The following is a 24,062-nucleotide window of genomic DNA, read 5'->3' on the forward strand; positions in this document are numbered from 1 at the left end:
GAATGGGTGGATACTGGCAGCATCTGCAGGCGGTTTCGCGGCTTTCCATCGCGGCGGGTCTTATCCTCGCGTCTTCGCCAGCCGTCCTTGCCTGCGGCTATCACGACGACGTGTCGATGGCGCGGGGCATGATGAACTGGGTTTATCCCGATGCGCTGCACGTGCTCGGCGCAATCTCGACGGCAGTAGCCGAGCAACGCCTGCCCGCGTCCGTGAACAATACGGCTCCGGACCTCTTCGGTTCGCGATATCGCCGGACGGCCGAGGCGCTGGGGCGGTTCGGGGAGGCGCTTGGCGAAAGCACCGACAGGATGCCGGCCCTTTCTTTTTCGATCGTTCTCCTCGAGCCGATGCTGTGGACACGGTACGAGGCTGCCGGAGTCGGGCTCCGAACGGAGGTCCACGTCACCGGTCCTGAGGCCAGCGATCTGGTGCTGGTTTCCGGCGAGGCGGTGATCGGCGAGATGGCGGCGGGCCGGCTGGCGACGGGCGAGGCGATCGAACGTGGCCTGATCCGTCTTTATGGCAGCGAGAGCCAGAAGGCGGCGTTCATCGGCGCCTTCCGCTCGGCCGGCAGCGCAAGACCCGGCACGATAAAATCCACCGCCATGAGCGGTCACGCGGCCCAATCGGTCGCGGGCATGGAAGCCGCGATGCATCTCCAATCCGTGTCGATCACGGCGCGGCCGACACTTCCGTCGACGGCATTCGAGGCCGACGGGGCGCTTGCCTGCGGGCCGGGACATCATTGAAGCCAGTCAATCTTGAGACAAGTCAAACCGAGGGAGGACGGAACATGATCAGGACATCACGCCACGGAGCAAGGTTTGCGGCCCTGCTGGCGTCGGCCGTCGCGCTGCCAGCCTTCGCGCAGGACACCGGCACGCTGGACCAGAAGAAGGCCGAGGACGCGCAACGGCGGCCACCGGCTTATTCGCCCTATGTCGGGCGAGACTTCCCGACGCGGCCGTTCTTCGGCGACACGCACCTGCATACTTCGTTCTCGATGGATGCCGGCGCCTTCGGCGCCCGAATAGGTCCGCGTGACGCCTACCGTTTCGCGCGGGGCGACGAAGTTACGTCGTCGACCGGTCAGCCGGTAAAACTGTCCCGCCCGCTCGATTTCCTCGTCGTCGCCGACCACTCGGACAATATGGGCTTCTTCCCGGACCTCTTCTCCGGTAAGCCCGAGGTGCTTGCCGACCCGACGGGCCGTCAGTGGTACGACATGATCCAATCCGGCAAGGGGGCGGACGCGGCGATAGCGATCATCGTCGCGTTCTCGCACGCAACCTTCCCGAAGGATCTCATGTATTTCCCCGGAACGGCGGCCTATCACAGCGCCTGGAAGGCGACGATCGACGCGGCGGAGGAATTCAACGACCCGGGCCGTTTCACCGCCTTCATCGGTTTTGAATGGACATCGAACACCGACGGCAACAACCTGCACCGCAACGTCATCTTCCGGGACAATGCCGACAAGGCGAGCCAGGTGGAGCCGTTCACGGTCTACCCGCCCTATGGCAGCGACAATCCGGTCGAGTTGTGGAAGTGGATGCAGGCCTACGAAACGAAGACCGGCGGCAATGTGCTGGCAATCGCGCATAACGGTAATCTGAGCAGCGGATTGATGTTCCCTGTCGTCGAGGCCTTCGGCAAGGAGCTCGATCGCGAATACGTGGAAACGCGGGCGAAATGGGAGCGGCTTTATGAGACGACGCAGACCAAGGGCACCGGCGAGGCACATCCCTTCCTGTCGCCCAATGACGAATTTGCCGCCTTCGAGATCTGGGACAAGGGCAATCTCGACGGCAGCGTCGCGAAAACGAAGGAGATGCTCGAATTCGAATATGCCCGCTCGGCCTTGAAGAACGGGCTGAAGCTCGAAAAGGAACTCGGCACCAATCCCTATAAATTCGGCCTGATCGGCAGCAGCGACGCGCATAACGGGCTCGCCGCCATGGAGGAGGACAATTTCTTCGGCAAGACGGTGCCGCAGGAGCCGAGTCCTCGCCGCATGATGGAAGCCTTCGTCGACAATACCAAGACAGGCGTGAAGGTCATGGACTGGGAGGTTTCCGCCTCCGGCTATGCGGCCGTCTGGGCGAGGGAGAACACGCGCGAAGCCCTGTGGGACGCCATGGAGCGCAAGGAAACCTATGCCACCACCGGCCCGCGCATGATCGTGCGCTTCTTCGGCGGATGGGATTTCGAGGCTCGCGACGCCGAGGACCGGCTGCCGGCGAGCATCGGGTACGGCAAGGGCGTGCCGATGGGCGGCGACCTCCGTAGGGCGCCGGGCGGCAAGGCGCCCACCTTCCTCGCCGCCGCGCTGAAGGACCCGATCGGCGCCAATCTCGACCGGTACCAGATCGTCAAGGGCTGGCTCGACAAGGATGGCAACCTCCACGAGAAGGTCTATGACGTCGCCTGGTCGGGGGATCGCCAACCAGCCAGCGACGGGAAGGTTCCCTCGGTCGGCAACACGGTGGACGAGGCGAATGCCACCTGGACCAATACGATCGGCGCCCCCGAACTCATAGCCGTCTGGAAGGACCCGGAATTCGATCCGACGCAGCCCGCCTTCTACTATGGCCGGGTCATCGAGATCCCGACGCCTCGCTGGACCGCCTATGACGGCCAGCGATTTGGTGTGAAGCCGTTGCCGGGGACCGCAATGACGGTCACCGAGCGAGCCTACACATCGCCGATCTGGTACACGCCGTGACGGTCAAGCCAAAGGGCGGGCGCGAGCAGCGGCCCCGCCCCGGGAGAGATTTCGCGGACAGCGGGCGTAGAAACGGAGGGCCTTGGAGGCCGTGATGATCTTGCGTGTTTCGCGAGCTATCGGGACCCCGCCGGGGCGCATTCGAATGCTGCAACGGGCCGGGAAAACCCTTTGAGCCGCCGACGTCTTGTCGGACTGAAGGCGTCGGGGCTCCCGTGCTCGCGGTAGACGTTCTCGGAAACAAGGGTCTTATCCGAGGCGGCAGCAGAACACAGGCGGGCCGCGAGTTGTACGGTGGTGCCGAAGAGATCATTGCTGTCCTCGACGGGTTCTCCGCAATCGATGCCGATCCGGACGTGGATCGGTTCGGCGCTTCCGCTGTTGTAGCGTTGGAAATCCCGATGGATCGCGGTTGCGCAATCAACGGCGTGCTTCGTCGACGCGAAGGACGCCATGATCCCGTCGCCGGTGTGCTTCACCTCCCGCCCGCCAAACTCGTTGAGGCACCTGTGCACGATCGAATCGTGTGCCCTGACCAGTTCGGTGGCCATGCGGTCGCCGAGGCGCGCCGTCATTTCCGTGGAGCCGACGATATCGGTGAACATGATGGCGCGATGCCCGCAGTCCTTACCGTCCTGCGGATGGTCGGCGGGCGGCTCCGGGTCCTGGATGCGACCGAGAAACGCCTCGACCGCCGAAAGCGCAACCTCGACGATCTCGCCGGCAACATGGCCATGCGCCTCGCGATGCACGCACTGGGCGGTTTCCTTGTCCGGGGCGTCGATGAGGCAGAAAGTGGTGCCGCGCTGCTGGTCGAACCAGTAGGTGAGGAATTTTACGCCGTACTGATCCTGGATTTCGAGATCCTTGCGATGCGCCTCGGCGACATCGGCGGCTGTGTACCCCTTGAGGTCATGCCGGTCCATGAAAATGGCCATCATCGCCCCCGCTACTATCTCATCTCGCGCTTTGCAGTTTATGTGCGATCACGTTGTTCAGCAATCGCTAAAGTCCCGAGCGCCGCTCGGCCACGGCGAGGATCGTTACCTGAGGCTGTATAGAACCACGCAGTATTTCAAAGTGGCCTCTGTTCGGGGCAGCCCTCGGAGGCAAGGGAGGTTCGATGAAGACTTCCGAGACTGAGGTTCTGATCGTCGGTGCCGGGCCGACGGGGCTTGTGCTGGCGCTGTGGCTGAAGCGGCTCGGCGTCGATCTCCGGATCATCGACAAGGCGTCCGCGCCGGGGGAGACCTCGCGCGCGATCGCGGTGCAGGCGCGCACGCTTGAATTCTACCGCCAGCTCGGCATCGGCGACGACGTGCTGGCGTCCGGCATTCGTGTCGAGCGGCTGGCCGTACGCACGCCGTCGGGGATCGCTGCGACCTTGAAGCTTGGCGATTTCGGCGCCGGGCTCAGCCGCTATGCCTTCGCCTTTGCGCTGCCTCAGGACATTCACGAGCGCATCCTGATCGGCCATCTCGAGAAGGCCGGCGTTTCGGTCGAGCGGCGCGCCGAACTCATCGGCTTCGAGCAGGATGCGGCGGGCGTGACGGCGACCGTCATGAAGGACGGCACCAACGAGATAATCCGGGCCGCCTATCTCTGTGGCGCGGACGGCGCGAGCAGCACGGTGCGCCATGGCCTGAAGCTCGGCTTTCCGGGCGGCACCTACGAGCAGTTCTTCTACGTCGCCGATGTCGAGGTGGTGGGCACCATCGCCCGCGACGGCCTCAATGTCTGCTTCGACACGCACGGCTTCGCGATCGTGCTGCCGGTGCGCCAGTCCGGCTCGGTGCGGCTGATTGGCATCGTGCCGGGCAGCCATGCGGCGGAGGAGACGATCCAGTTCGAGACGATCCGGGCTGAGGTCGAGCGGATCACCGGTGTCACGGTCAAGGCGGTCAACTGGTTCTCGACCTATCGCCTCCACCATCGTGTCGCCGAGCATTTTCGCGTGGGCCGGGTGTTCATTGCCGGTGACGCCGGCCATATCCACAGCCCGGCCGGCGGGCAGGGCATGAACACCGGCATCGGCGACGCGGTGAACCTCGGCTGGAAGCTCGCCGCCGTTCTCGGCGGGCGCGCGCACGCGCGGCTGCTCGACAGTTACGAGCCGGAGCGGATCGCGTTTGCCCGGCGGCTGATCAAGACCACCGATCAGGTATTCCGGGTGATGACCAGCCGCTCGATGCTCGTCGGCTTCTGGCGCCGCTATCTCATGCCGAAGATGATCGCCCTCTTCGTCGCGAACAGAGCTGGCGCGCGGCTTGCGTTTCGGACCGTGTCGCAGATCGGCATTGCCTACCGCGAGAGCGCCATCAGCCGAGGCGAGGCTGGACGCATGCGCGGCGGCGATCGGCTGCCCTATGTCAGCGGGCTCGCCGATGCCGGCGAGGGCGACAATTTCGCGCCGCTTTCCTCGCTCGACTGGCAGATCCACGTCTACGGCGCGGCAAGCCCGGCGTTTCGCGCCGCGCTGGCTCCGACCGGGATCCCGATCCACGCCTTTGCCTGGACGCCGGCCGCCGGAGAGGCGGGCTTGAGCCGCGACGCCGCCTATCTGGTGCGCCCGGACGGGCACGTGGCAGTGGCGGTGGAGACGCAAGACCCGGTGACGTTGCTCGGCTATATCGCGGAGCTCGAAATCAAGATTGGCATGGCGACGCGTGAGCCGCAGTGAGGCGCCTGCTCGCGCAGTGCTTTTTGCCTTGCCGCCCGCGCGCTGGCATTGCAAGGTCTTCGGTGGAGCGCCGCGATGCCTGCGGATGACTTCGTGTGTGCGACACGACATCGATACGCACGTGATTTCCTTAGCAAGGCCGGTCGGTTCTCCACAGCCACACGCGACAGTGCCAGCGCGTCTAACCAAGAGGCGCAGGTTGCTATAGCATTTTGAAATTCTGCATGATTTTCTCCTTGAATCGGGTCCGATTTGAGGAAATATGCCGTACCGGCGAGGGGGCATGAATGACACGGCGCTACGTGATCTACGACGTCTTCACCGAGAAGCGTCTGGAGGGTAATCCTCTCGCCGTAGTGTTTGATGGCGACGGCCTGAGCGACGGGGCGATGCAGGCGATTGCCCAGGAATTCAATCTTTCCGAAACGGTGTTCGTGCAGCGGCCGGGAAGTGCGGCCCATTCGGCGCGGCTGAAGATCTTCACGCCGGTGCATGAACTGCCCTTTGCCGGCCATCCGACCGTCGGCGCCGCGGTGGCGCTGGCTGAAGCCAACCATGGCGATTACGGCAAGCCGCTCGACCTGATGCAGGTGCTCGAGGAACGGGTGGGGCCGGTGCGTTCGGCGGTGCGGCTGAAGCCGGGGGAGGCGACCTTTGCCGAGTTCGACCTGCCGCGCAAGCCGATCCGGCTCGATGCGCGCTTCGACAAGCACGCGATTGCCGACGCGCTGAGCCTGAAGGCAACGCAGATCGGCTTCGAGAACCACGTGATTTCGTTCTGGAGCGCGGGAGTGCCCTTCGTCATGGTGCCACTGCACGACGTCGGCGCGGTGGCGGCGGTGGAATTCGACGCGCAACGCTGGGAGCAGCTTGCGCCGATGGCCGAAGGCAGGCTCGCCGGCGCCTATCTCTACTGTCGCGGCGGCGTCAACCACATGGCGCGCTTCCACGCCCGCATGTTCAAGCCCGAGATGAGGGAGGATCCGGCGACCGGCTCCGCGGTGGCCGCCCTTGCCGGCGCCATCAATCTCTTCGACGAGCTGGTCGACGGGCACCATCCGATCCTGATCGAGCAGGGGGTGGAGATGGGGCGGCCGTCCTTCATCCACCTGCATCTCGACATCGCCGGTCGCAAGATCGCCACCGCCCGCATCGGCGGCCATGCGGTCAAGGTTGCGGACGGCGAGCTGGCGATCTGATCTTCATCTCAGAGCAAGGCGCGTGCTCATCGGTGCGCGGAGGAGAAAGGGCATGGCATTGCGCATAGTTTCGCTGAACGCGTGGGGCGGCCGCGTGCATGCGCCGCTGATCCGCTATCTCGCCGAGATCGAACCGGATGTGCTCTGCCTGCAGGAGATGACGCGCACGGCCGCCTCGCGCGCCGACTGGCTGGTCTATCGCGACCGCGGGCTGGAACTGCCGCAGCGCGCCAATCTCTTCGACGAGATCGCCGCCGTCCTTTCGGGGCATGACGCCTTCTTCTGCCCGACGGCGAGGGGAGAGCTCTTCGACGGCGAGGATGTGGTTCTCTCCGAGTTCGGGCTCGCGACCTTCGTGCGCAAGTCGTTGCCGGTCATTGGCCAGGCGCTCGACTTCGTCCACGGCGGCTTTTCGGCCGACGGATGGGGCGCGCATCCGCGCGGACGAAACGCTCATTGCCTGCGGCTGATGAACTACGAGGACGGCTTCACCATCACCATCGCCCACATGCATGGCCTGCGCGACATCGCCGGCAAAGAGGACACGCCGGCGCGTCGGGCGCAGGCGGAGGCGCTGGTAAATCTGGTGGAGCGGGTCCGGCGCGACGACGAGCGGCTGGTCGTCTGCGGCGACTTCAACGTGCTGCCGGGAAGCGAGACCTTCGAGGTGCTGGGGAAGCTCGGGCTTACCGATCTCGTGACGTCACGCGGCTTCACGGATACCCGGACCTCCTATTACGAAAAGGAGAACCGCTTCGCCGATTACCTGCTGGTGACGCCGGAGGTGAAGGTCAACCGCTTCGACGTGGTCGAAGAGCCGGAAGTCTCCGACCATCGTGCGCTGCTCGTCGAAGTGGCGTAGGCGGGCGGGTGACAGCGCCGTGTGCCTTTCCGGGCGCGCACGATATATAACAACAGCGTGCTGCGTCTCCTCTGTAGCGGTACGGCAAGGTTCTGCCCGGCCCTCATTCTTGTGCTTGTCACAGGAATCCAGCCACGGCGCGTCCGCGCCGTGAATGACTCCGTCTCGCACCAACACAGGGCTGCCAGAGTTGTGATTCCACATCTGTTACGTCCATGATTCTCTCGCGCCAAGGACTTGGGCGCGCTGGATTCCTGTGACGAGCACAGGAATGAGGAGCGTGGGGCGGCCGTGCATCACGGCTCAACTGATGCAACCCTATGAATTGCTGCATGGTTTCATCCTTAGCCCGGCTCCGATCCAGGGATCACGCAGCGGCAGCCGACCGGATCTCCACCGGAACGCCCTTTTTGAGCGTGTTGGCGACCATGCAGATAGCCTTGGCGCGATCGATGATCGCCTGCGGATCGGAACCGTCGAGCGTCTCGCAGCTGACCGACATGGCCGCCGCCGTTGTCAGCAGCGGCTCGCCTTCGAGCTCGATCGTGACGCTGACGGCGATCTTGCCGAGGGCGGCGCCCATCTGGTGCGCGGCGTAACGAAGATCGTTGCAGAAGCAGCCGCCAAGTGCCAGCGCCAGCAGCTGCGCGCCATTGAAGCCGAGCCCGCGGCCGCCCGCTTTGCCCTCCGGCCGATCGACGACGACCGTATGGCTGCTGGCCCAGCCGATCGCCGCCTCCGTGCCTTCGACATTGCGCAATTCAACCGTCATGGAACCCATCATCTTTCCTCCTGTCGAGAGGAGGAGTTTAGAGCCGGACGGGGATAAGCGTGAGCGGTTTTACGCAGCCGCGGCGCCGCTCGACGAGGGGAAAGGGGCAGACGGCGTCGTCCACGCCACCCGCATCACCGGCTCCACCGCTACGCTGTGAGCCGTTGAAAAATTTCCCAAAAATTTTGCAAAGGGTGCTGGACAAGCCGGGCGAACGCCATTATACGCCCCACCAGACCGCAGCGACGCGGTTCTGGACGGGTGATTAGCTCAGTTGGTAGAGCAGCTGACTCTTAATCAGCGGGTCCACGGTTCGAGCCCGTGATCACCCACCAATCTTTTCAATATGTTGCCGCAACCTCTTCATCTAATATCTTAATGCATTGGCCTTCGGGTAACATCTGGGTAACCAGAGACCGGCCACCCGCAGCACGTCCGTCTTTTGTCTTTCGCTTGGTCGGCCTGCGGCTTTCAGTTCCTCGATTGCCGCCTGGAGGCCTTCCTCGGGCGTCCATCGCGGACTCGGCGATTGTGGCCGCCGCCGCGGCGACCGGACAATCCGAGCGTCCCGGCTTTTTTCCTGCCTACTGCATGTTCCCTTAAATCGTAGCCGAGTTAAGGACAAAAACATCCAGCAATTCAAAGTGCTACAGCGTCCTTTGCGCGTCTGATAAGACGCGGCGCTGTAGGACTTTAGTCCGATAAAGAAATGGGCCATAAGTCTTAGCCCAATTTGGCCTTATCCCATTGAGCGCGCTCCGTAATCCTTGACTGCAACCTGTGCTGTGAGACCATTCAACCCTCTGGTTGTAGTGCGCAGGGAGGGGACAATGAATTTCGACGATGACGTTGAACTGGCGCTCGCTCTGGCCTGCGAAGAACTCCAGATGACCCGAGACGAGATAATCCGCCTCATCCTTCGTGAGTGGCTGGAGCAGTATGGCTTTCTGTCCGTCCATGAGTTGGACGAGGGGGGCGGCGACGGAAGGGAGTAGTGCATAATATGAGTCTCTTCCGTCGCCGACGAGGTACAATGACGTCCCGGGATCATGCCGAACCATCTCCGCGCGTTTGTCGCAGATCGCCCGTGCTACAGCGTCCTTTTGCGCGTCTGATAAGACGCGCGGCGCTGTAGGTTCCGCGCCTCGTCTGTTGTGCCTTCGGGGCCTCCTGATCGCCGGCGCCGCGCTTACGTTGCGGCGGACCTGGGGCGGGGGATAAACCGCGCGAGCGCGCCTTCGTTGATGAGGAGAAGTATCCAGGTGAGCAGAATCAGGAGTGGGGTGCCGGGGAGGCCCGCCAGCCCCAGCACGGGCATGTATATCGGTATGGCGGCAGTGGCGAGGAGCAATGCCTTGAGCGGCATGCGCGCAGGCCTTCCACCTGGAAGTGGCCAGAGGGCGGCGACTGCGGCAAGGATCACCAGATCGTAGCTAAGGCTGTAAGGGGTGATGACGAAGGTGGCAAAGATCGTGCTTGCCGCACGCGCCCCGTCGCCCTGCAGCCGCGGGAGGCTGTAAAGCCACAAAATGAGCGCTGCGACGGCGACCGGAACATGTGCGGCCAGCGCTATGTCGGACGAAAATCCGAGGCTGCGGAGCGAGCCGAACATGGATGGCATCATATGCAGGAAGATGCCGGTTGCCCCTCGCATCACGCCGGTCTGGTAGGGCACGACATTCTCCATGAAACCCTGCCAGCTTGAAAAGCCGAAGGCCGCCATGGAGACAGCCACGAGGCCAAGAGCCGTCGCAGTCGCGACCGTGATCACCAGCCATCGCCGTTCATAGAGCAGCAGCAGCGGGAGCAATAGTCCGAGTTGCGGTTTGATCGTCAGCAACCCGATACAGATGCCCGCGAGCACGGGACGATCGAAGCGACCGGCAAGTCCCACCAGAAGGAGTGTCGATGTCAGGAAGCCATTCTGGGTCGCCACCGCATTTGTCAGGATCGCCAGCAGCAGCCAGAGCAACTGACGGATCGTCGCTGCCGGTGCGATAAGCCGGATCGCAGCGCAAAGGAGAAGAAACGTCACCAGCAGATAGGCCACCATCGCGTTCTTGTAGCCCAGCCACCCGAATGGCAGGACTGTAAGCAGATAGTGCGGCGGGTAGCTCCAGGCGTGCCATGGATAATCGGAACCGAATGCCGCCTGCATATGCGCGAAGTAGACCGCGTGGGGCGCAAAAATATCGTGGACGCGACCTTCGAATACCAATCGCGCAGCGATCCAGTAGTTGGCGAAGTCCCGGTTCGACCAAGCCAGTTCGATTGTGCCTGTGTCGTTAATCGCGAGAAGGATCCAGGCGGCTGTTGCGGTTAGGCAGGCGGTGACAGCCAGCACCGCGGGAAACGGCGTTCGAGCGGCCGGGATCGAACGGTTGGCAAGGTTGTCGGTCATAGTCTGCAATCCAGTTCTCGGACTGGTGCAGCTTGCCATCTAAAGTTGAACAAAGCGGAAAGAGGGCCATGCGAGGCATTGCGCCGCTCGACCTGTGCAGCGATCTGCGACGACGCGCGCAAGAGCAGGCCTAAGGTGCGCCAATCCATTCGAACGCGACGCGCCGCAGGGTTTTGTTGCACGCACGGGTGGCGGTTTAAAATCGAACGGACTAAAGCAATTCCAGGAAAAGTGTGTAACGGTTTTCCGTCCGGACTTGCGTTATTTCAAAGAGTTAGATCATTTCACTGTTTCAATGAAACAATGAAATGATCTGGTCGCCAATCGCCGCTGTGCTATCCTCGGTCGTGAGGTAGGGCACAAGATGAATATCGTACGTGGCCTCTTTCGACTGTGGTTGATCGTCTCTGCGCTTTGGGTGCTGACACTGGTCGTCTACGTGGAAGTCGAAGGACGGCGGCGAGACGTGACGGATGGAGGCTCCGTCTTCGTCAAGGGCTGGGCAGTGGTCACTGACGGCTGGAAAGCCGAAAAAGAGGTGGCGTCCCTAAGGGAAAAGGCCGCTGCATCTGGAAGCGAGAACATCGTCGTGCCAGATGAGATTGCGAGCAGACTTCGAACCGGCAGGCAGGTGCAGAATACGGCTTTGCTTTTCGGCGGGATGCTGCTGGGCCCGCCACTTATCCTGCTTGTGCTCGGGGCTTGGGTTATCCGTGGTTAGGGTAAAGTGAAGCGGCCACTACAGCGCCGCGCGTCTCATCAGACGCGCATCGGACGCTGTAGCACCCCGAGTTGCTTAAATCGGCTACGACTTAAGGAAACATGCAGTAGAGCAGCGGCTGTTGTCTCACAAAGGCCACGTTAATAAGTTCCACGTGCGGCCACGTGGCAAGGGGCAATCATGTCGATCAAGGCGATAGACCATTCCGGTTTCCAGGAGACGGTCTCCGTTATCCCGGCGGGTGAGGCTCCCAAGAAGATGGGGTCATCCTTTTTCCGGGGCAGCGCCAGCAATTTCAATCCGTACGGCTCCGATCACGTGAAGGACGACTTTGCGTCGCGATTCCTGTTGAAGGGATGGACGCCTGACAAGCCGTTCATTTCTCCCGCGACGAACGTTACCGCCTTCGGCTCATGCTTTGCCGAGAACATCAGCAAGCACCTTGCGAAGCTGGGATTCGATGTATCCAAGAACCGCGATCGCGAAATCTACATTTCGTCGATGGGCGAGGGCCTGGTCAATGTCCACTCGATCGTCCAACAGTTCCGCTGGGCGCTCGAAGGCATAGCGCCGCCGACGAACCTCTGGCACGGCTACAAGGCCGAAGAATTCGACCTGACGGAAGAGATCCGGACCCGCACCCGGGACGTGTTCCTGAAGACGGACGTCTTCATTTTGACGTTTGGCCTGTCGGAAATCTGGTACGATGAGCTGACCGGCGGCGTTTTCTGGCGTGCCGTTCCGATGAAGCACTACGATCCGGGCCGGCACAAGTTCCGCGTTTGCACCTTTGGCGAGACGAAGGCCTGCATCCAGGAGATCATCGACCTGATCGGCAAACACGTGCCTCGGGCGAAGATCGTCGTCACCGTCTCGCCGATTCCTCTCGTCGCTACATTCCGGCCGATCGCCTGCCTGACGGCCAACTCGGCATCCAAGGCGATCATTCGGGCCGCCGTCGACGAGACGATCCGCGAGAGCGGCGATGAATGGGCGGGCCGCCTTTATTATTTCCCCGCCTACGAGATCGTGAACGAGGCGTTTCCGAACCGTTTCGTCGAAGATGGCAGGCACTTGCAGAACATGATCGTGCCCGCGGTCATGAATTTGTTTCAGGCGACCTATTGCAACACCGACCTCACGATCGATGAGGCCGAAAAGATGCTGAAGGCCGCCCGGCTGCAATCGGCCAATACTCTGGACGGGCATGCGCTTTTTTCACAGGCAAGGTTCGGCTCGAGGTTCCGTGCGATCGTCCGGCGCCTTGTCGGTCGGAAGAAGGCCGCGTCGAACAAGAAGTCGCGCTAAAGAGCGGCGCGCTGCGCTCGGGCGACGGGCTCTGCTTAGCTGTCGCCACAAATGCGAAAGCGCGCTTGTTTGGGCCAAGCGCGCTCTAGGCGAACGATCTACCGAAGGGGTGCCGGCACCCTCGATCGAACGGCTAAATATAGCACTGAATCGGGAGAGTAACAACGCGCGATGGGGCGTCGGCGTTGCGAGAGAGTAATCACGTCCCGAACCGGGACCATATCGCTTGGTGCGTGCGTTGCGGCATACCCGGTCCTGTCGTCGTCCCGAGGGAGCGCCGCCCATACGCTGTTGCATATTTGCGTCGATCAACAATCGCGCACCCGCTTTCTCAAAAGGATCGGGCCGGGGCGGCAGAAAATTGCCCATATTGACGACTAGCCGCGCGTTTCAGCTTCAGTGAAACACAACGAAAGGAACCTGATGCGCGGATATTTGATCCTCTCCGAAGCAAGAAGCGGCTCCAGCTGGCTAAGCACGCTCCTCGGTCATTCCGGCGAAATGGGATTGCCGGCCGAGTGGCTGGCTCCGAAGGCCCATCGCCTTGACACCAGGGCCCTGCCTTTCGACGCCTTCTTCGGGGAAATCATCAGGAAATGCTCGACCGCAAACGGGGCGTTCGGCATGAAGATCTTTCCGAACCAGATTTTCGTAACGAACGAGCGCTACGGTCGGGACTTCATCCGCCATTGCCTGTCCGAGCACGAGACGGCGCTGATCTTCCTTCGGCGCAGGGATACGCTGAGGCAGGCGATTTCCTTCGCGCGGGCGCGCCAGACGCGGGCTTTCGCCGCCCACCACGGAGCAAAGGCGGAGCCGCGCTACGACTTCGAACAGATCGCCCGTTGCTTCTTCTATATCCGGGAAAGCTACAATTTCTGGCAGAGCTACCTGGAGCTCCTGGGTGCGCCGTTCATCGAATTCACCTACGAGGATCTTGCCGGCGACCCGTACCCTTTCATCGCGCATATCGCGGAACACCTTGGCGTTTGCGCCCCGGCCAAGACCGAAACGAGGATGGCCGTTCAGCGCGACGGCCTGACGGAGGAATGGATCGCGCGCTTCAACGAAGACTGCCGCTCGGGGGATCTGCTCCGGGCTTACGACCGCCGCGAACACATTCCCGGCAAGTTGCGCAACTTCGCGAAACTGGCGTCCGGGAAGCTCAAGCCGCGTTACCCGTTCGCGTTTTAGGGAACGAGCGGTGCGGAAGTCCGTCGCCGCGGTCGGCCGAGTTGAATTCCGGTGATGATCCCGATAAACGCAGCTATCGCAGCGGCACCTGGAGCGGATTTTGAAGGATCTTCACTACCCCTTTCGTCTTTTCGACCATGAGAACGGGCGGGGTCAGCGAAGCCTTTTCGACCGGATCATCACCCGGTACGAATCCTTCAAACTGGCCGCGCGCGAGCGCAAGCACAAGCGCGCGATCGAAATGTCGTGCCTGAACGAGGGTGGTGCGCGGCCGCTCGGCCGGGACGACATTCCGGTCGTCTTCAACACCCACAACGACCTCAAGCTGATGCCGTCCTTTCTCGCCCACTACAGAAGGCTCGGCGTTTCGCGCTTCATCTGCATTGACGACGTTTCGTCCGATGGTACGCGCGAGTATCTGCGCTCGCAGCCGGACGTGGATGTCTGGAGCTCGCCGTTGCGCTACCGCGACGCCCGGCGCGGGCGCGAATGGCGCCAGACGTTGTTCGAGCGCTACGGCAAGGACCGTTGGTATCTCAACGTCGATTCGGACGAATTCCTGATCTACGACGATTGCGAGCGCCAGCCGGTCCGCAATCTGATCCGGGCGCTGGAAGCACGCGGCGAAAAGCGCCTCGCGGCCCCCATGCTCGACATGTACCCGGTCGGCCCGCTCGGTTCGGCGACGCTCGACGGAACCGATGCGCGGATGCCCTGGGAGATCGCCGACCACTTCGACGGCACCGGCTACGAGATCACCTACACCAAGCGGGCGATCAGCATCACCGGCGGGCCGCGCAAGCGCAAGTTCGCGCACGTGCTTGAACTCATGAAATATCCGCTGATCTTCTGGGACAAGGATTGCAGCCTGGGGGTCAGCATCCACCAGCCGCTTCCCTGCGAGCGGAATTTTCTGGCGATCTCCGGCGTGTTGCTGCACTTCAAGTTCTTCTCCGACTACAAGGAGAAGATCGAGCACGCGGTGACGGACGGACAATATTTCGCCGGCGCCGCTGCCTATCGCAAGATGCTGGACGATTTGCAGAAATCCGGCGAGTTCGACTTCCAGAGCCCGGACTCCGTGCGGTTTTCCGGCTCGAAGCAATTGCGCGAACTGGGTTTCATCGCGCCGATTTCGTTCACGTCGGACTAAGACAGGTGTGCAATGCGGCGCGACGAGCAGCCGGAGCGGGCGCATCTCCATCTGCACCGGCGATAAAGTTTGCGCCTTCTCGCGCCGCCGACGCGGCGCGGCTGGATTCCTGTGACAGGCACAGGAATGAGGTGCACATGGGTAAGCGCCGGTGGCCCGGAATAACCGCGAGAGCTTTTGCCCTGCCCGTTTGGTTGGGATCGTATCCCCCATACCGCTTGAGAGCTGATGGCGACGTCAAACTCGGCCTTGACTGCTTCTGCGACGACCGCCGGACTATCGAAATAAGCGAGCGCCTGCGCGACGTAGGTTTTGACCTCATCTGAATATTTCGGATCGGCCATCTCTCTATAAAGGCTCCATCAAGGTATGCTCTTTGCGGTCGCGTGCAATGATGATGGAGGCACAAGTGGAGGACCGTGAAATAGAGCGCCGCGCAAAGAGGCTCTGGGAGCTAGAAAACCCGGGGCGGCCATGGCAGCCCATCGCGCACCGGATTGAAACGGGGCAAGACCTCTCGACGGGAGCAACCGAAGAGGACCGAGAGCGTTACCGGCAGCGAGTCCGCGATGGCGAGTGATCGGGACAAGGCGACCCTAAGTTGGCAGGTGTCGCATGCATGTGCGATCTGCACTCTTGCGATCTCGGGTTTCTGGTTGGCTGCGTCGACCATGGCACGGACAGCGGCGGCATCTGCGCCATAGCGACGAACCACGCCGACAAACTCTTCCGCGTCATGTCCGCGGATGGCGAAGATCGGGCGCCCGATCGATCTGTGCGTGTGCTCCGGGTTGTGGAGCGGAGAGGATGAGTCGAGGAACGTTGCCTCTACCCATTCCGGCATGTCCAGAGCAGGTTTGAAGGGCGAGCCGTCCACGCCGAACATACTTTCCGACGGCTGCGGCCTCGAAAGATCTACCATCCAGAAGTCCTTCCCCATGTCGTTCACCTATTGGGTGACGGACAAAGGCATGGATTTCATCAAGCGGTATTCGGAAGGCCAAGGCATCGATTGATGCCTCTGTTTCTATAAACCTCCCCCGCAATTGGTTGCAGGCCCGGGAATCGAACCCGGTCCTTCGTGCTTATGAGGCACGCGGCTTACCAGTTGCCCTGCCTAGCTTCATCTAATTGCCTTGCCTTTGCACGACGGTTGCGTAAACCTTTCATACCCCTGCATCTTTTTGAAGCTGGCATGCGAATCCGATGAGCAACAAAATTTTCGAGACGTTGACCGGCATGTACTTCACGGTCGATGACACCGATGGAAGTTACGCCACGGGTCAAGTGATCCGTCTTGCTGCCGAAGGGCTCTATTTCGTTCGCTTCGACGGCAATGAGGTGACGCTGCCTCTAGAGCTCGTGTCTGTCGGCGAGATGCTGGAGACCACCGAAGAAGAGTATAAGCTCTGGAGGTTCTTCGACACGATCGAGGAAAGAGACAAGTGGATCGAATGGCTAGACGCGCCATCTAAGCCGCGGGTCGTCTCGCTCGTGAAGCCGACCAAGTAACGGCCTCGGCCTTGGAGTGCGAAGGTAAACAAGTAGCAGGAAAGCGGCGGGCCGAAACGAACTGACGAGGAAGATCCATACTCGTCCATTCATCTCGCCCGCGGAAATGAGTGGATCATTGCGACAGACGGCGGTCATCGGTGGTCGCGCTGTTCTAGGCTGGAACCTGGTGGCGCTTGCCGGACTTGATCTTCCTCGCGATTTCAGCGCAGATGTCGAAGCCGTCCTTGCGGCAGTTCCGCTCGATGATCGACTCCATTCGACGGCTTTCCGGTAGGCGATCGTCGGCCGCCATTCGCTGATAGCCGGCGCTACGCTGATCGCATACCAACGTGATCTTCTCATGCTTGTCCCTCGTTCGTCTGGGTTGACGCTGCGCATCCATCAGCCGGCATGATCACCTCTGCTTCTTGGTCCGATAGCTTGATAAGGATCTGGATTGGTGGTGTTGGCAGTATTTCCCGGCAGCCCTGGCAGCGCAGAAAAGGTAAGGGCCGCCGTTGTTGAGGGGCCACTTGCATTCGCCGGGGAGCAAATCCTCCAGATGCTTGGCATATGGCAAACGCTTCACATCGTAGTCTGTGACCGGGATTGGTTCTCCCGCGTGCCGCGTGTACAGCTTGCGCGTTTCCGACCTTCCTCGGAGCCCGTGCGGGCTTTTTGGGCCTGGTACTCCTAGACCGTTGTTTCTCCGGGAAAAACGCGCGATCTCGAAATGCGATCCCAACGATCACGTTTCGGCTGACACCCAAGCGCGAACCGCGACCGTGAACACTCACGGCCATTTCTTGGCTCCGCTATGACAACACGCTCCGTCATCCCTGCGCCTGCCACACGGATCCAGCCACGGCGCGCCGTGAATGACTTGACGCGGTATCCCCAACTCGCGAGGAGGATGCGCTTTGCCACGTCGATCCACTGTGCGGCAGCAGCAACCGCAAGCGCGGGGTCATCCTTTCCGGCTCTGACTCAACCGCATGGGATCAACGGAATGGAAAGGACCGCAACACGCGATCGGTCGTCTCCGCCGATGGAACGGCTGGCGCGTTGCCAGCCACTCCGCCAGTCGTCAGCAGGCTATCGAAATCGACGGGACCGGGGAGGGGCGCGCCGCGGAAGCTGAAGTAATCCGCAAACTTGAAGCCGTCGCCCTTTATCTTGCCGTGGGGCTCCATCCAGATCGAGGGCACTCCATAGGCATCGGCGACGATGAGGCCGTGGAGACTGCTGGATATCACCAGTTCGCTGGCGGAGATCGCCTCGCAAATCTTCTGCGGGTCACCGAGAAGGTTGAGAACCCTCCAGTGCCTGGGCAGGGAGGTTCCGTAGCGTTCGAGAAAGGTCTGGTAGGTGACGAAATGCGGGATGACCACGACCTCCGACGTCGCCGTAGTCTTCTTGGGCCAGATCAGCGGCAGCAGGATCGCCGGATCGCCGAGCGCAATGTCGCGGTTGGGAGCGACCCTTGCCTTCGACAATTCGCCGCGAACCGCGTCAAAGACGAGGCGCTGCGGCCAGAGCGCCGGCGTTCCGCTGTCCATGAAGCCGGAACCCCAAACGTGCAGCGTCCGCCAGGGACGCTTGCGCCAGAAGGCGTATTTCTTGCGGCTGTATCGATAATAGGCGTCGATGATGCTGCCGACGCCGATGAGTTCCGCACGTGCGGGTGCAACATAGACCGGCTCGACGGACAACAGATCCTGGAGGATATCGGCCATCAGGTTGTCGCCGAAGTTCTCGGTGGTCTTGCCGAAGCTCTCGCCGACGGTGGCGGAGAAGACTTTCACTTTGCGCACGCGCGAACTCCTACGAGGCCTACTCATTAGGCCCACTTATTAGGGGCATCGGGAAACACGATTCTCGACCGCTTGCGAACGTCGCGTCGATCGCGCCACGCGCTCCTGTAATCATCAACCCGGACCTGCAGCACCTCGTGTCTTCAGACACGCAAGGCTCGCCGCAGCACTGCGCATTGCCGCATGATTCTGTCCTTAAATGGGCTCAGTAATCACGCAGCGGTACATTTCGGAATGCTAATTAAGCGGTGAATACCGGAATTTTGATTTGAGAGGAAGGCCAGCCGGAGAGTTGCACTCGGCGGCACGATGCTACCGAAAGCTCACAACCCATGGTACGCTTGCTGCGATCAGGCGCTGCACTCGGCATCGCGCATGGATCGAACAAGCTGGAGCCGGGTACGGGCGGAAAAACCGCCTCAGACGCAAGCTCCAGCCGGGGGAGGGCGCGACATGCCGTTGCAGGATGGCTATGGGCTCGTGATCGGGACGAAGCTCGATTATTTTCGCGACGACCCCGACGATTTCGGGCGCTACTACCACGGCAACCTGATCGTCGGCACGCCACAGGGGCCTTACCACTGCGCGATCGACGTCGACCCGAAGAAAATGCCGAACGGCATCGAGTGGCGCGTGGTTGCACTTGCCGCCGGTGCGATGAGCCAGTTCAGCCAGCTTTCCAACGGCTGGCACGCGCTTGCCACGAACGACAACTCCGGCGCGCTCGACTATATCCGCTCGCCCGTGCTGCACCCGCCGCTCGGTATCCGCTTCGTCCGCTATAACAGCTGCCTTTCCCGCCTTCTTGAATTCATCCGCTGGAACCCGCCGTGGAACCAAGGGCTCGGCATCCAGGCGCTGACCGATCTCGAAGGCGTGCTGACCAATGCGGCGCGCTGCTTCGTCTTCGGCGAGCCCTTCAATGTCGGCCTCGGCGTCCACAACATCCACCAGAACCAGGGCGACCCGTTGACATCGCCTTTCGCCGCCGAGAACGGCATCTGGCAGGACGGGGCGACGATCATCGAGAGCACCTCGGGAACGTTCACCGCCTTCCTCAACAAGTTCAAGACGCAGTCCTACCGCACCGATGCGCTTGGCCGGCCGGCTTGACGGGGCCTGCGACCGCTGCATGTTTCCTAGGGATTTACAGCGCCGTGCGTCCTTTAGGGCGCACAAAGGTCGCTGTAACTCTTTGAATCCACGCATCGTGCTTTCCGAAAATCGGGTCCGATTTTCGGAAAGCACGATGCGCTAGGCTGCGGCGACCAATGCATTCCGTCATTCCTGTGACCAGCACAGGAATGAGGAGCGTGTTGCAGTGCAGGCGCGAGGGCAGGGAATCCGGCGGCGGCCCTTAAACTTAGGCCCGCCAATCGCTATATGGCCTACTGCAGCGCCGTGCGTCTTTCAGACGCACAAAGGTTGCCGCAGCACTTAGATTACTGCATGGTTCTTTAAACCGGATCGATTTAAAGAACCATGCACGGGCCGACGTACCGGCCGGAGGAAACAACGGGAATGGATGGCATGCAGCGTTTTGGACGAGTTCTGGCAATGGTCGCGGTTGGCCTCACGGTCATGATGACGGTGGTCGACGTGGCCGAGGCACGGCGGGCCGGCGGCGGTTTCGGCTCGCGCGGCAGCCGCACCTTTTCGACCGCGCCGATCACGCGCACGGCGCCGACCAATGCCGCGCCGATCGAGCGGACGATGACGCCGCGGCCGAATTCGGCGACCAATCCCGCGACCAACCCTGCAGCACAGAACCAGACGGCCAACCGGAGGCCGGGCTTCTTCAACAGCTTCGGCGGCTCGATGCTCGGCGGCCTGATGATGGGCGGCCTGATCGGCATGCTGCTCGGCCACGGCCTTGGCGGCGGTATCGGCTTCCTCGGCCTGCTCCTGCAGGTGGGCCTGATCATTGGCGCGATCATGCTGGCGATGCGGTTCTTCGGCCGTAGCCAGCGCCCGGCCTATTCGGGCGCGGGCGCTTCGGCCCGTTCGTCGGCTGCCGCCTCTTCCGGGGCGTCGTCCTTCCGAATTCCAAACATCGGCGAGGGAATAGGCAGGGGTGCGAGCTTGAGCGGGCAGGCTGCAACGGCGCCTTCCGCTTCCGCGAGTTCTTCCGCCGCCGCCGCAGGCCAAGCCGACGAAATCGGCGTCACCCAGCGCGACCTCGACCGCTTCGAGGCGATGCTGAAGGAGGTGCAGGCGGCTTACGGTGCCGAGGACTATGCGGCGCTGCGGCGGCTGACCACCCCGGAAGCCATGTCCTATCTCGCCGAGGAACTCAGCGAGAACGCGACGAGCGGGCTCAAGAACGAGGTTCGCGACGTTCATCTGGTGCAGGGCGATGTCGCCGAGGCCTGGCGCGAGAACGGCATGGACTACGCGACCGTCGCGATGCGCTACGAGAGCATCGACGTGATGCGCGACCGTTCGACCGGCCGCGTCGTCAGCGGCGACGCCGACACGCCCACCGAAGCGGTCGAGCTTTGGACCTTCCTGCGCAAACCCGGCGCGGAATGGCAGGTCTCGGCCATCCAGGGCGTCCAGCCCTCTCTTTAGAGTGATATCCGATCCTGATTGGTTAGAGTGATACCCGAGACCGCTGGGGTTCGCGCGTCGCAGCCTCTCCGAGCCGCCCCGCGGACTGCACCTTTCGGGCTGCACCCCCCTCTGCCCTGCGGGGCATCTCCCCCACAAGGAGGGAGATTGGCGAACTGCGGGCTCTCCGTTTCCTCGCCTCGATAATACCAGCCTCACTGCGGGACGCGGCGGTGGTGCACGGCAATGCCTCCTCGATCTCCCCTTGTGGGGGAGATGCCCGGAAGGGCAGAGGGGGTAGTGCCGTATCCCTGATTTTCGCCATTGCAACCTGATCGGATCTTGCTCTAGACCCGCCCGGAGCGGTATCGGCGTCGGCATTCCCGATTTCGTGAACCCTCCTCTGCATATTCGCTTAATCCCGGTCCGGCTTGAGCGTAAAATCACTTGGGGCGCTCGACGTGCCACAACCGCTCGAAATAGCCGTGGTGGACGCGCACGGTCTTGACGAAGGCGATCATTGCGTGTCAATGACCGGCGTAACGCCTTGAATTGCTGGAAAATTCTTTTCGCTGCGGGCGTTGGAGCAAGGGGATGGACATCGCTGGTAAGAGGCTGAAGGGTTCGGCCGGGTTGATTTCGCCGACGGGGGGACGACCGGGCCATCCGGCGGCTGCGGGGCGCGCATCATCGCTCTTGCTTGGCATGGCGGCGCTCCTTTTCGCAATGGCGGCATCGACCTTCACCGGTCATGTCGAGGCAGCGGACTGCAAGAGCCCTTCCGGACCGGAAACGGACTGGCACGACTGCAACAAGCGGTTGCTCATGCTCGGCGGGAGCGATCTCGAGGGCAGCAATCTGGTCAATACCGATTTCACTCTGACCGACCTCAGGGGCGCCACGCTTCGCGGCGCCAATCTCGAAAAGGCGACGCTGATGCGCGCCTCGCTCGCCGGCGCCGTCGCGGACAAGGCGAACTTCACCCGGGTCGAGGCCTATCGCGGCAATTTTTCCGACATTTCCGCCGAGGGCGCTTTGTTCGTGAGCTCCGAGTTGCAGCGCACCGACTTCAGCCGCGCGCGCCTGACGGGCGCCGATTTCGAGAAGGCCGAACTAGGGCGCGCCAACTTCCATGAGGCCGTGCTGACGGGCACCCGCTTTTCAATGGCCAACCTCTCGCGCGCCAATCTCAGCGGCGCGGTCTTCGAAGGTCCGATCGATTTCGATCGCGCCTTCCTGTTCCTGACCAGGATAGAAGGCCTCGACCTCTCGGCCGCGACGGGGCTCGAACAGGAGCAGGTCGACCTTGCCTGCGGCGACGCCGCGACGAAGCTGCCGGCCGGCCTATCGGCGCCCGCCAAATGGCCGTGCCCGCACGACAACGACTGATGTTTTCGCCAGCGTCGGACGGGGCAAGCGATTATCCGTTACGACCGGGACATCGGATTCGGCGGAGGCGGGCCGGTGACGTGAACGCTCGCCAGGCGAGGGCGCGAATGCCGCTTTGGACCCGGACTCGTTGCAGGGCTTCGACAACCGACTGCATTTTTCCTTAGAGCCCTTCAGGGTTAAATGGAAACAGTTCTGTTGGCTCAAACGGAGTCGGATGGTCGACCGGCCGGCGCGCGGCGTAGCCAAAGCATACGTCCAAGCCGGCCGGTCGATCAGGCGGCCCGTTTCAGCCAACCCGAAGGGCCGGGCATCTTTCCGTCAGGCTCAGAGGCGATCGGCTCGAACGTACATCCGGGTACGCCCCTTCGCCGATCGCCTCTGCCCTGACGAAAACCTGCTCCGGCAGAACTGCTTCCATTTAACCCTGAAGGGCTCTAAAGGCGCGTCTGACAACGCACGGCGCAGTAAGAGTCATTCGCGCCGCCGACGCGGCGCTGCTGGATACCTGTGGCAAGCACAGGAATGAGGTGCGCGTGGTTATCCGTCGAGGATCAACGTCAGCCGCCGCGCCTGCATCGCTCAGGCCCTTGCTCAATCTGTTCAACGCACTCGTCATTCCTGTGCTTGTCACAGGCATCCAGCCGGCGCGTCTGCGCCGTGAAAGGGCTTCTCCCCCCGGATCGTCGCCGGCCTGTTGAGATAACTGCGTGCTTCCTGAAATTGAGGATAAGATCACGCCGTGATCCAACGTGGATTTCCATCGCCAAGGTAACCGCCATGACGAAACGCCGATGGCCGCTTGCTGCTGCGCTCTGCCTTCTCGGCGGGCCCGGTCTTGCGGAACCCGTTGCCGTCGATCTTGAACTCGTCATTGCGGTCGACGTCTCCTATTCGATGGAACCGGAGGAGTTGAGCGTGCAGCGGGCCGGCTATGTGGAGGCCTTCCGCAGCCCGAAGGTCATCACGGCGTTGCGTGGCGGGCCGCTTGGAAGGATTGCCGTCACCTATGTCGAATGGGGCGGCAAGGCGGTTCAGGTGATGCCGTGGACGCTGCTTGACGACGCCCGGACCGCGCGGGAATTCGCCGGGGCCTTGGAGCGCCAACCGCTCAAGCGCATCGGCTTCACCTCGATCTCCAACACGCTCGCGGTCGGCCGCACGCTTTTCCAGACGAGCCCCTTTCGGGCGAACCGCCGCGTCATCGACATATCGGGCGACGGGCCCAACAATGCCGGAGCGCCGGCGCCGCTCGCGCGCAACAACACCGTTGCCCAGGGTATCACGATCGACGGCCTGCCGATCATGCTGCGGAGCGCGCCGGACACGGCGTCGATCCCGGATCTCGACGTCTATTACCGCGAGTGCGTCATCGGTGGCCCGGGATCCTTTCTCCTGAAGGTGAAGCACATCGACGAGTTTGCGGCGGCGATCCTCGCCAAGCTCGTCATCGAGATTTCCGGACTGAAAGTGAGCCGGCAGCAGGAAACGAAGGTGAGCCCCGTCCAGTACGGGCAATCCTATAACTGCTTCATCGGCGAGGAACTGCAGGAGCGCGCGATCGGCCGGTAGATCACCGCAATGCTTACACCTGCTTGCATCAGGGTGCACGACAGTAGCGTAATGCGTTTGGTGGATGCTTTTTTCGCCGTCATCCCTGTGCTTGTCACAGGGATCCAGCAGCGCCGCGTCCGCGGCGCGGAAGACTCTTTTCAGCCCAAAGACTTGGGCTGGCTGGATTCCTGTGACAAGCACAGGAATGAGGGGGTGGTTGGAGAAGCCTTGTGCCGCAACCGA

21 protein-coding genes and 2 tRNA genes are annotated in these 24,062 nt (G+C 62.2%); 16 read left to right on the top strand and 7 right to left on the bottom strand.

Going from position 1 to position 24,062, the window contains the following annotated elements:
* Positions 1 to 2 precede the first annotated feature (2 nt).
* Entirely contained in the window at positions 3 to 752 is a 750-nt protein-coding gene (locus PZN02_RS13800; RefSeq protein WP_280658541.1) for a hypothetical protein, read from the top strand.
* Positions 753 to 796: 44 nt separating this feature from the next.
* Positions 797 to 2,728 carry a DUF3604 domain-containing protein gene (locus PZN02_RS13805; protein ID WP_280658542.1) on the top strand — a complete coding sequence of 644 codons (1,932 nt, stop codon included), beginning with the start codon at positions 797 to 799 and terminating at the stop codon, positions 2,726 to 2,728.
* Between the two features lie 116 nt (positions 2,729 to 2,844).
* On the opposite strand, the gene PZN02_RS13810 is transcribed toward PZN02_RS13805, so the two are convergent.
* Entirely contained in the window at positions 2,845 to 3,666 is an 822-nt protein-coding gene (locus PZN02_RS13810) for a nickel-binding protein (RefSeq protein WP_280661490.1), read from the bottom strand.
* Between the two features lie 185 nt (positions 3,667 to 3,851).
* Here PZN02_RS13810 and PZN02_RS13815 point away from each other — a divergent pair, with 185 nt between their 5' ends.
* From PZN02_RS13815 to PZN02_RS13825, 3 genes are all read left to right on the top strand, one after another.
* Entirely contained in the window at positions 3,852 to 5,408 is a 1,557-nt protein-coding gene (locus PZN02_RS13815) for an FAD-dependent monooxygenase (RefSeq protein ID WP_280658543.1), read from the top strand.
* A 287-nt stretch (positions 5,409 to 5,695) separates the two neighbouring features.
* Positions 5,696 to 6,607, top strand: coding sequence for a PhzF family phenazine biosynthesis protein (locus tag PZN02_RS13820; protein WP_280658544.1), 912 nt, complete (start codon positions 5,696 to 5,698; stop codon positions 6,605 to 6,607).
* A 58-nt stretch (positions 6,608 to 6,665) separates the two neighbouring features.
* Complete coding sequence (locus PZN02_RS13825) at positions 6,666 to 7,469, top strand: endonuclease/exonuclease/phosphatase family protein (RefSeq protein WP_280661492.1); 804 nt, start codon at positions 6,666 to 6,668, stop codon at positions 7,467 to 7,469.
* A 367-nt stretch (positions 7,470 to 7,836) separates the two neighbouring features.
* On the opposite strand, the gene PZN02_RS13830 is transcribed toward PZN02_RS13825, so the two are convergent.
* The gene (locus PZN02_RS13830; protein ID WP_280661493.1) at positions 7,837 to 8,250 is read right to left on the bottom strand and encodes an OsmC family protein; all 414 of its coding nucleotides are present in this window, start codon (positions 8,248 to 8,250) and stop codon (positions 7,837 to 7,839) included.
* Between the two features lie 250 nt (positions 8,251 to 8,500).
* On the opposite strand from PZN02_RS13830, the gene PZN02_RS13835 reads away from it, so the two are divergent.
* Together PZN02_RS13835 and PZN02_RS13840 are read left to right on the top strand one after the other, a co-directional pair.
* Positions 8,501 to 8,576: transfer RNA gene (locus PZN02_RS13835), tRNA-Lys, on the top strand.
* Between the two features lie 495 nt (positions 8,577 to 9,071).
* Positions 9,072 to 9,236 carry a hypothetical protein gene (locus PZN02_RS13840; RefSeq protein WP_280658545.1) on the top strand — a complete coding sequence of 55 codons (165 nt, stop codon included), beginning with the start codon at positions 9,072 to 9,074 and terminating at the stop codon, positions 9,234 to 9,236.
* 194 nt (positions 9,237 to 9,430) lie between these two features.
* On the opposite strand, the gene PZN02_RS13845 is transcribed toward PZN02_RS13840, so the two are convergent.
* Positions 9,431 to 10,642, bottom strand: a complete 1,212-nt coding sequence (locus PZN02_RS13845) for a glycosyltransferase family 87 protein (protein ID WP_280658546.1) — start codon at positions 10,640 to 10,642, stop codon at positions 9,431 to 9,433.
* Positions 10,643 to 11,006: 364 nt separating this feature from the next.
* On the opposite strand from PZN02_RS13845, the gene PZN02_RS13850 reads away from it, so the two are divergent.
* The 4 genes from PZN02_RS13850 (at position 11,007) to PZN02_RS13865 (ending at position 15,018) form a co-directional block, all read left to right on the top strand.
* Positions 11,007 to 11,363 (top strand): hypothetical protein, encoded by a 357-nt coding sequence (locus tag PZN02_RS13850; protein WP_280658547.1) that lies wholly within the window; start codon positions 11,007 to 11,009, stop codon positions 11,361 to 11,363.
* 180 nt (positions 11,364 to 11,543) lie between these two features.
* On the top strand, positions 11,544 to 12,671 hold the full coding sequence (locus PZN02_RS13855; RefSeq protein WP_280658548.1) for a GSCFA domain-containing protein: 1,128 nt from the start codon (positions 11,544 to 11,546) through the stop codon (positions 12,669 to 12,671).
* A gap of 423 nt (positions 12,672 to 13,094) precedes the next feature.
* Entirely contained in the window at positions 13,095 to 13,865 is a 771-nt protein-coding gene (locus PZN02_RS13860) for a Stf0 family sulfotransferase (RefSeq protein ID WP_280658549.1), read from the top strand.
* A gap of 175 nt (positions 13,866 to 14,040) precedes the next feature.
* Positions 14,041 to 15,018 carry a glycosyltransferase family 2 protein gene (locus PZN02_RS13865; RefSeq protein ID WP_280661494.1) on the top strand — a complete coding sequence of 326 codons (978 nt, stop codon included), beginning with the start codon at positions 14,041 to 14,043 and terminating at the stop codon, positions 15,016 to 15,018.
* Here the strand turns inward: PZN02_RS13865 and PZN02_RS13870 are convergent.
* From PZN02_RS13870 to PZN02_RS13880, 3 genes are all read right to left on the bottom strand, one after another.
* Complete coding sequence (locus tag PZN02_RS13870) at positions 15,015 to 15,362, bottom strand: DUF2280 domain-containing protein (protein ID WP_280658550.1); 348 nt, start codon at positions 15,360 to 15,362, stop codon at positions 15,015 to 15,017. The two genes, PZN02_RS13865 and PZN02_RS13870, sit on opposite strands and share 4 nt — an antisense overlap.
* 110 nt (positions 15,363 to 15,472) lie before the next feature.
* The gene (locus PZN02_RS13875; protein WP_280658551.1) at positions 15,473 to 15,940 is read right to left on the bottom strand and encodes a putative metallopeptidase; all 468 of its coding nucleotides are present in this window, start codon (positions 15,938 to 15,940) and stop codon (positions 15,473 to 15,475) included.
* Between the two features lie 129 nt (positions 15,941 to 16,069).
* Positions 16,070 to 16,140, bottom strand: a tRNA-Met gene (locus PZN02_RS13880).
* Positions 16,141 to 16,224: 84 nt separating this feature from the next.
* Between PZN02_RS13880 and PZN02_RS13885 the strand changes: the two genes are divergently transcribed.
* On the top strand, positions 16,225 to 16,530 hold the full coding sequence (locus PZN02_RS13885) for a hypothetical protein (protein ID WP_280658552.1): 306 nt from the start codon (positions 16,225 to 16,227) through the stop codon (positions 16,528 to 16,530).
* A 983-nt stretch (positions 16,531 to 17,513) separates the two neighbouring features.
* Here PZN02_RS13885 and PZN02_RS13890 read toward each other — a convergent pair.
* Complete coding sequence (locus PZN02_RS13890; RefSeq protein ID WP_280658553.1) at positions 17,514 to 18,326, bottom strand: polysaccharide pyruvyl transferase family protein; 813 nt, start codon at positions 18,324 to 18,326, stop codon at positions 17,514 to 17,516.
* Between the two features lie 453 nt (positions 18,327 to 18,779).
* Here PZN02_RS13890 and PZN02_RS13895 point away from each other — a divergent pair, with 453 nt between their 5' ends.
* From PZN02_RS13895 to PZN02_RS13910, 4 genes are all read left to right on the top strand, one after another.
* Positions 18,780 to 19,439 carry a DUF2278 family protein gene (locus PZN02_RS13895; protein ID WP_280658554.1) on the top strand — a complete coding sequence of 220 codons (660 nt, stop codon included), beginning with the start codon at positions 18,780 to 18,782 and terminating at the stop codon, positions 19,437 to 19,439.
* A 417-nt stretch (positions 19,440 to 19,856) separates the two neighbouring features.
* Positions 19,857 to 20,897 (top strand): Tim44 domain-containing protein, encoded by a 1,041-nt coding sequence (locus PZN02_RS13900; protein WP_280658555.1) that lies wholly within the window; start codon positions 19,857 to 19,859, stop codon positions 20,895 to 20,897.
* 684 nt (positions 20,898 to 21,581) lie between these two features.
* Positions 21,582 to 22,265 (top strand): pentapeptide repeat-containing protein, encoded by a 684-nt coding sequence (locus PZN02_RS13905; RefSeq protein ID WP_280661495.1) that lies wholly within the window; start codon positions 21,582 to 21,584, stop codon positions 22,263 to 22,265.
* Between the two features lie 780 nt (positions 22,266 to 23,045).
* Positions 23,046 to 23,837, top strand: a complete 792-nt coding sequence (locus PZN02_RS13910) for a DUF1194 domain-containing protein (RefSeq protein WP_280658556.1) — start codon at positions 23,046 to 23,048, stop codon at positions 23,835 to 23,837.
* Positions 23,838 to 24,062 lie beyond the last annotated feature (225 nt).

The organism is Sinorhizobium garamanticum (assembly GCF_029892065.1).
GTDB classification, from domain to species: Bacteria; Pseudomonadota; Alphaproteobacteria; order Rhizobiales; family Rhizobiaceae; genus Sinorhizobium; species Sinorhizobium garamanticum.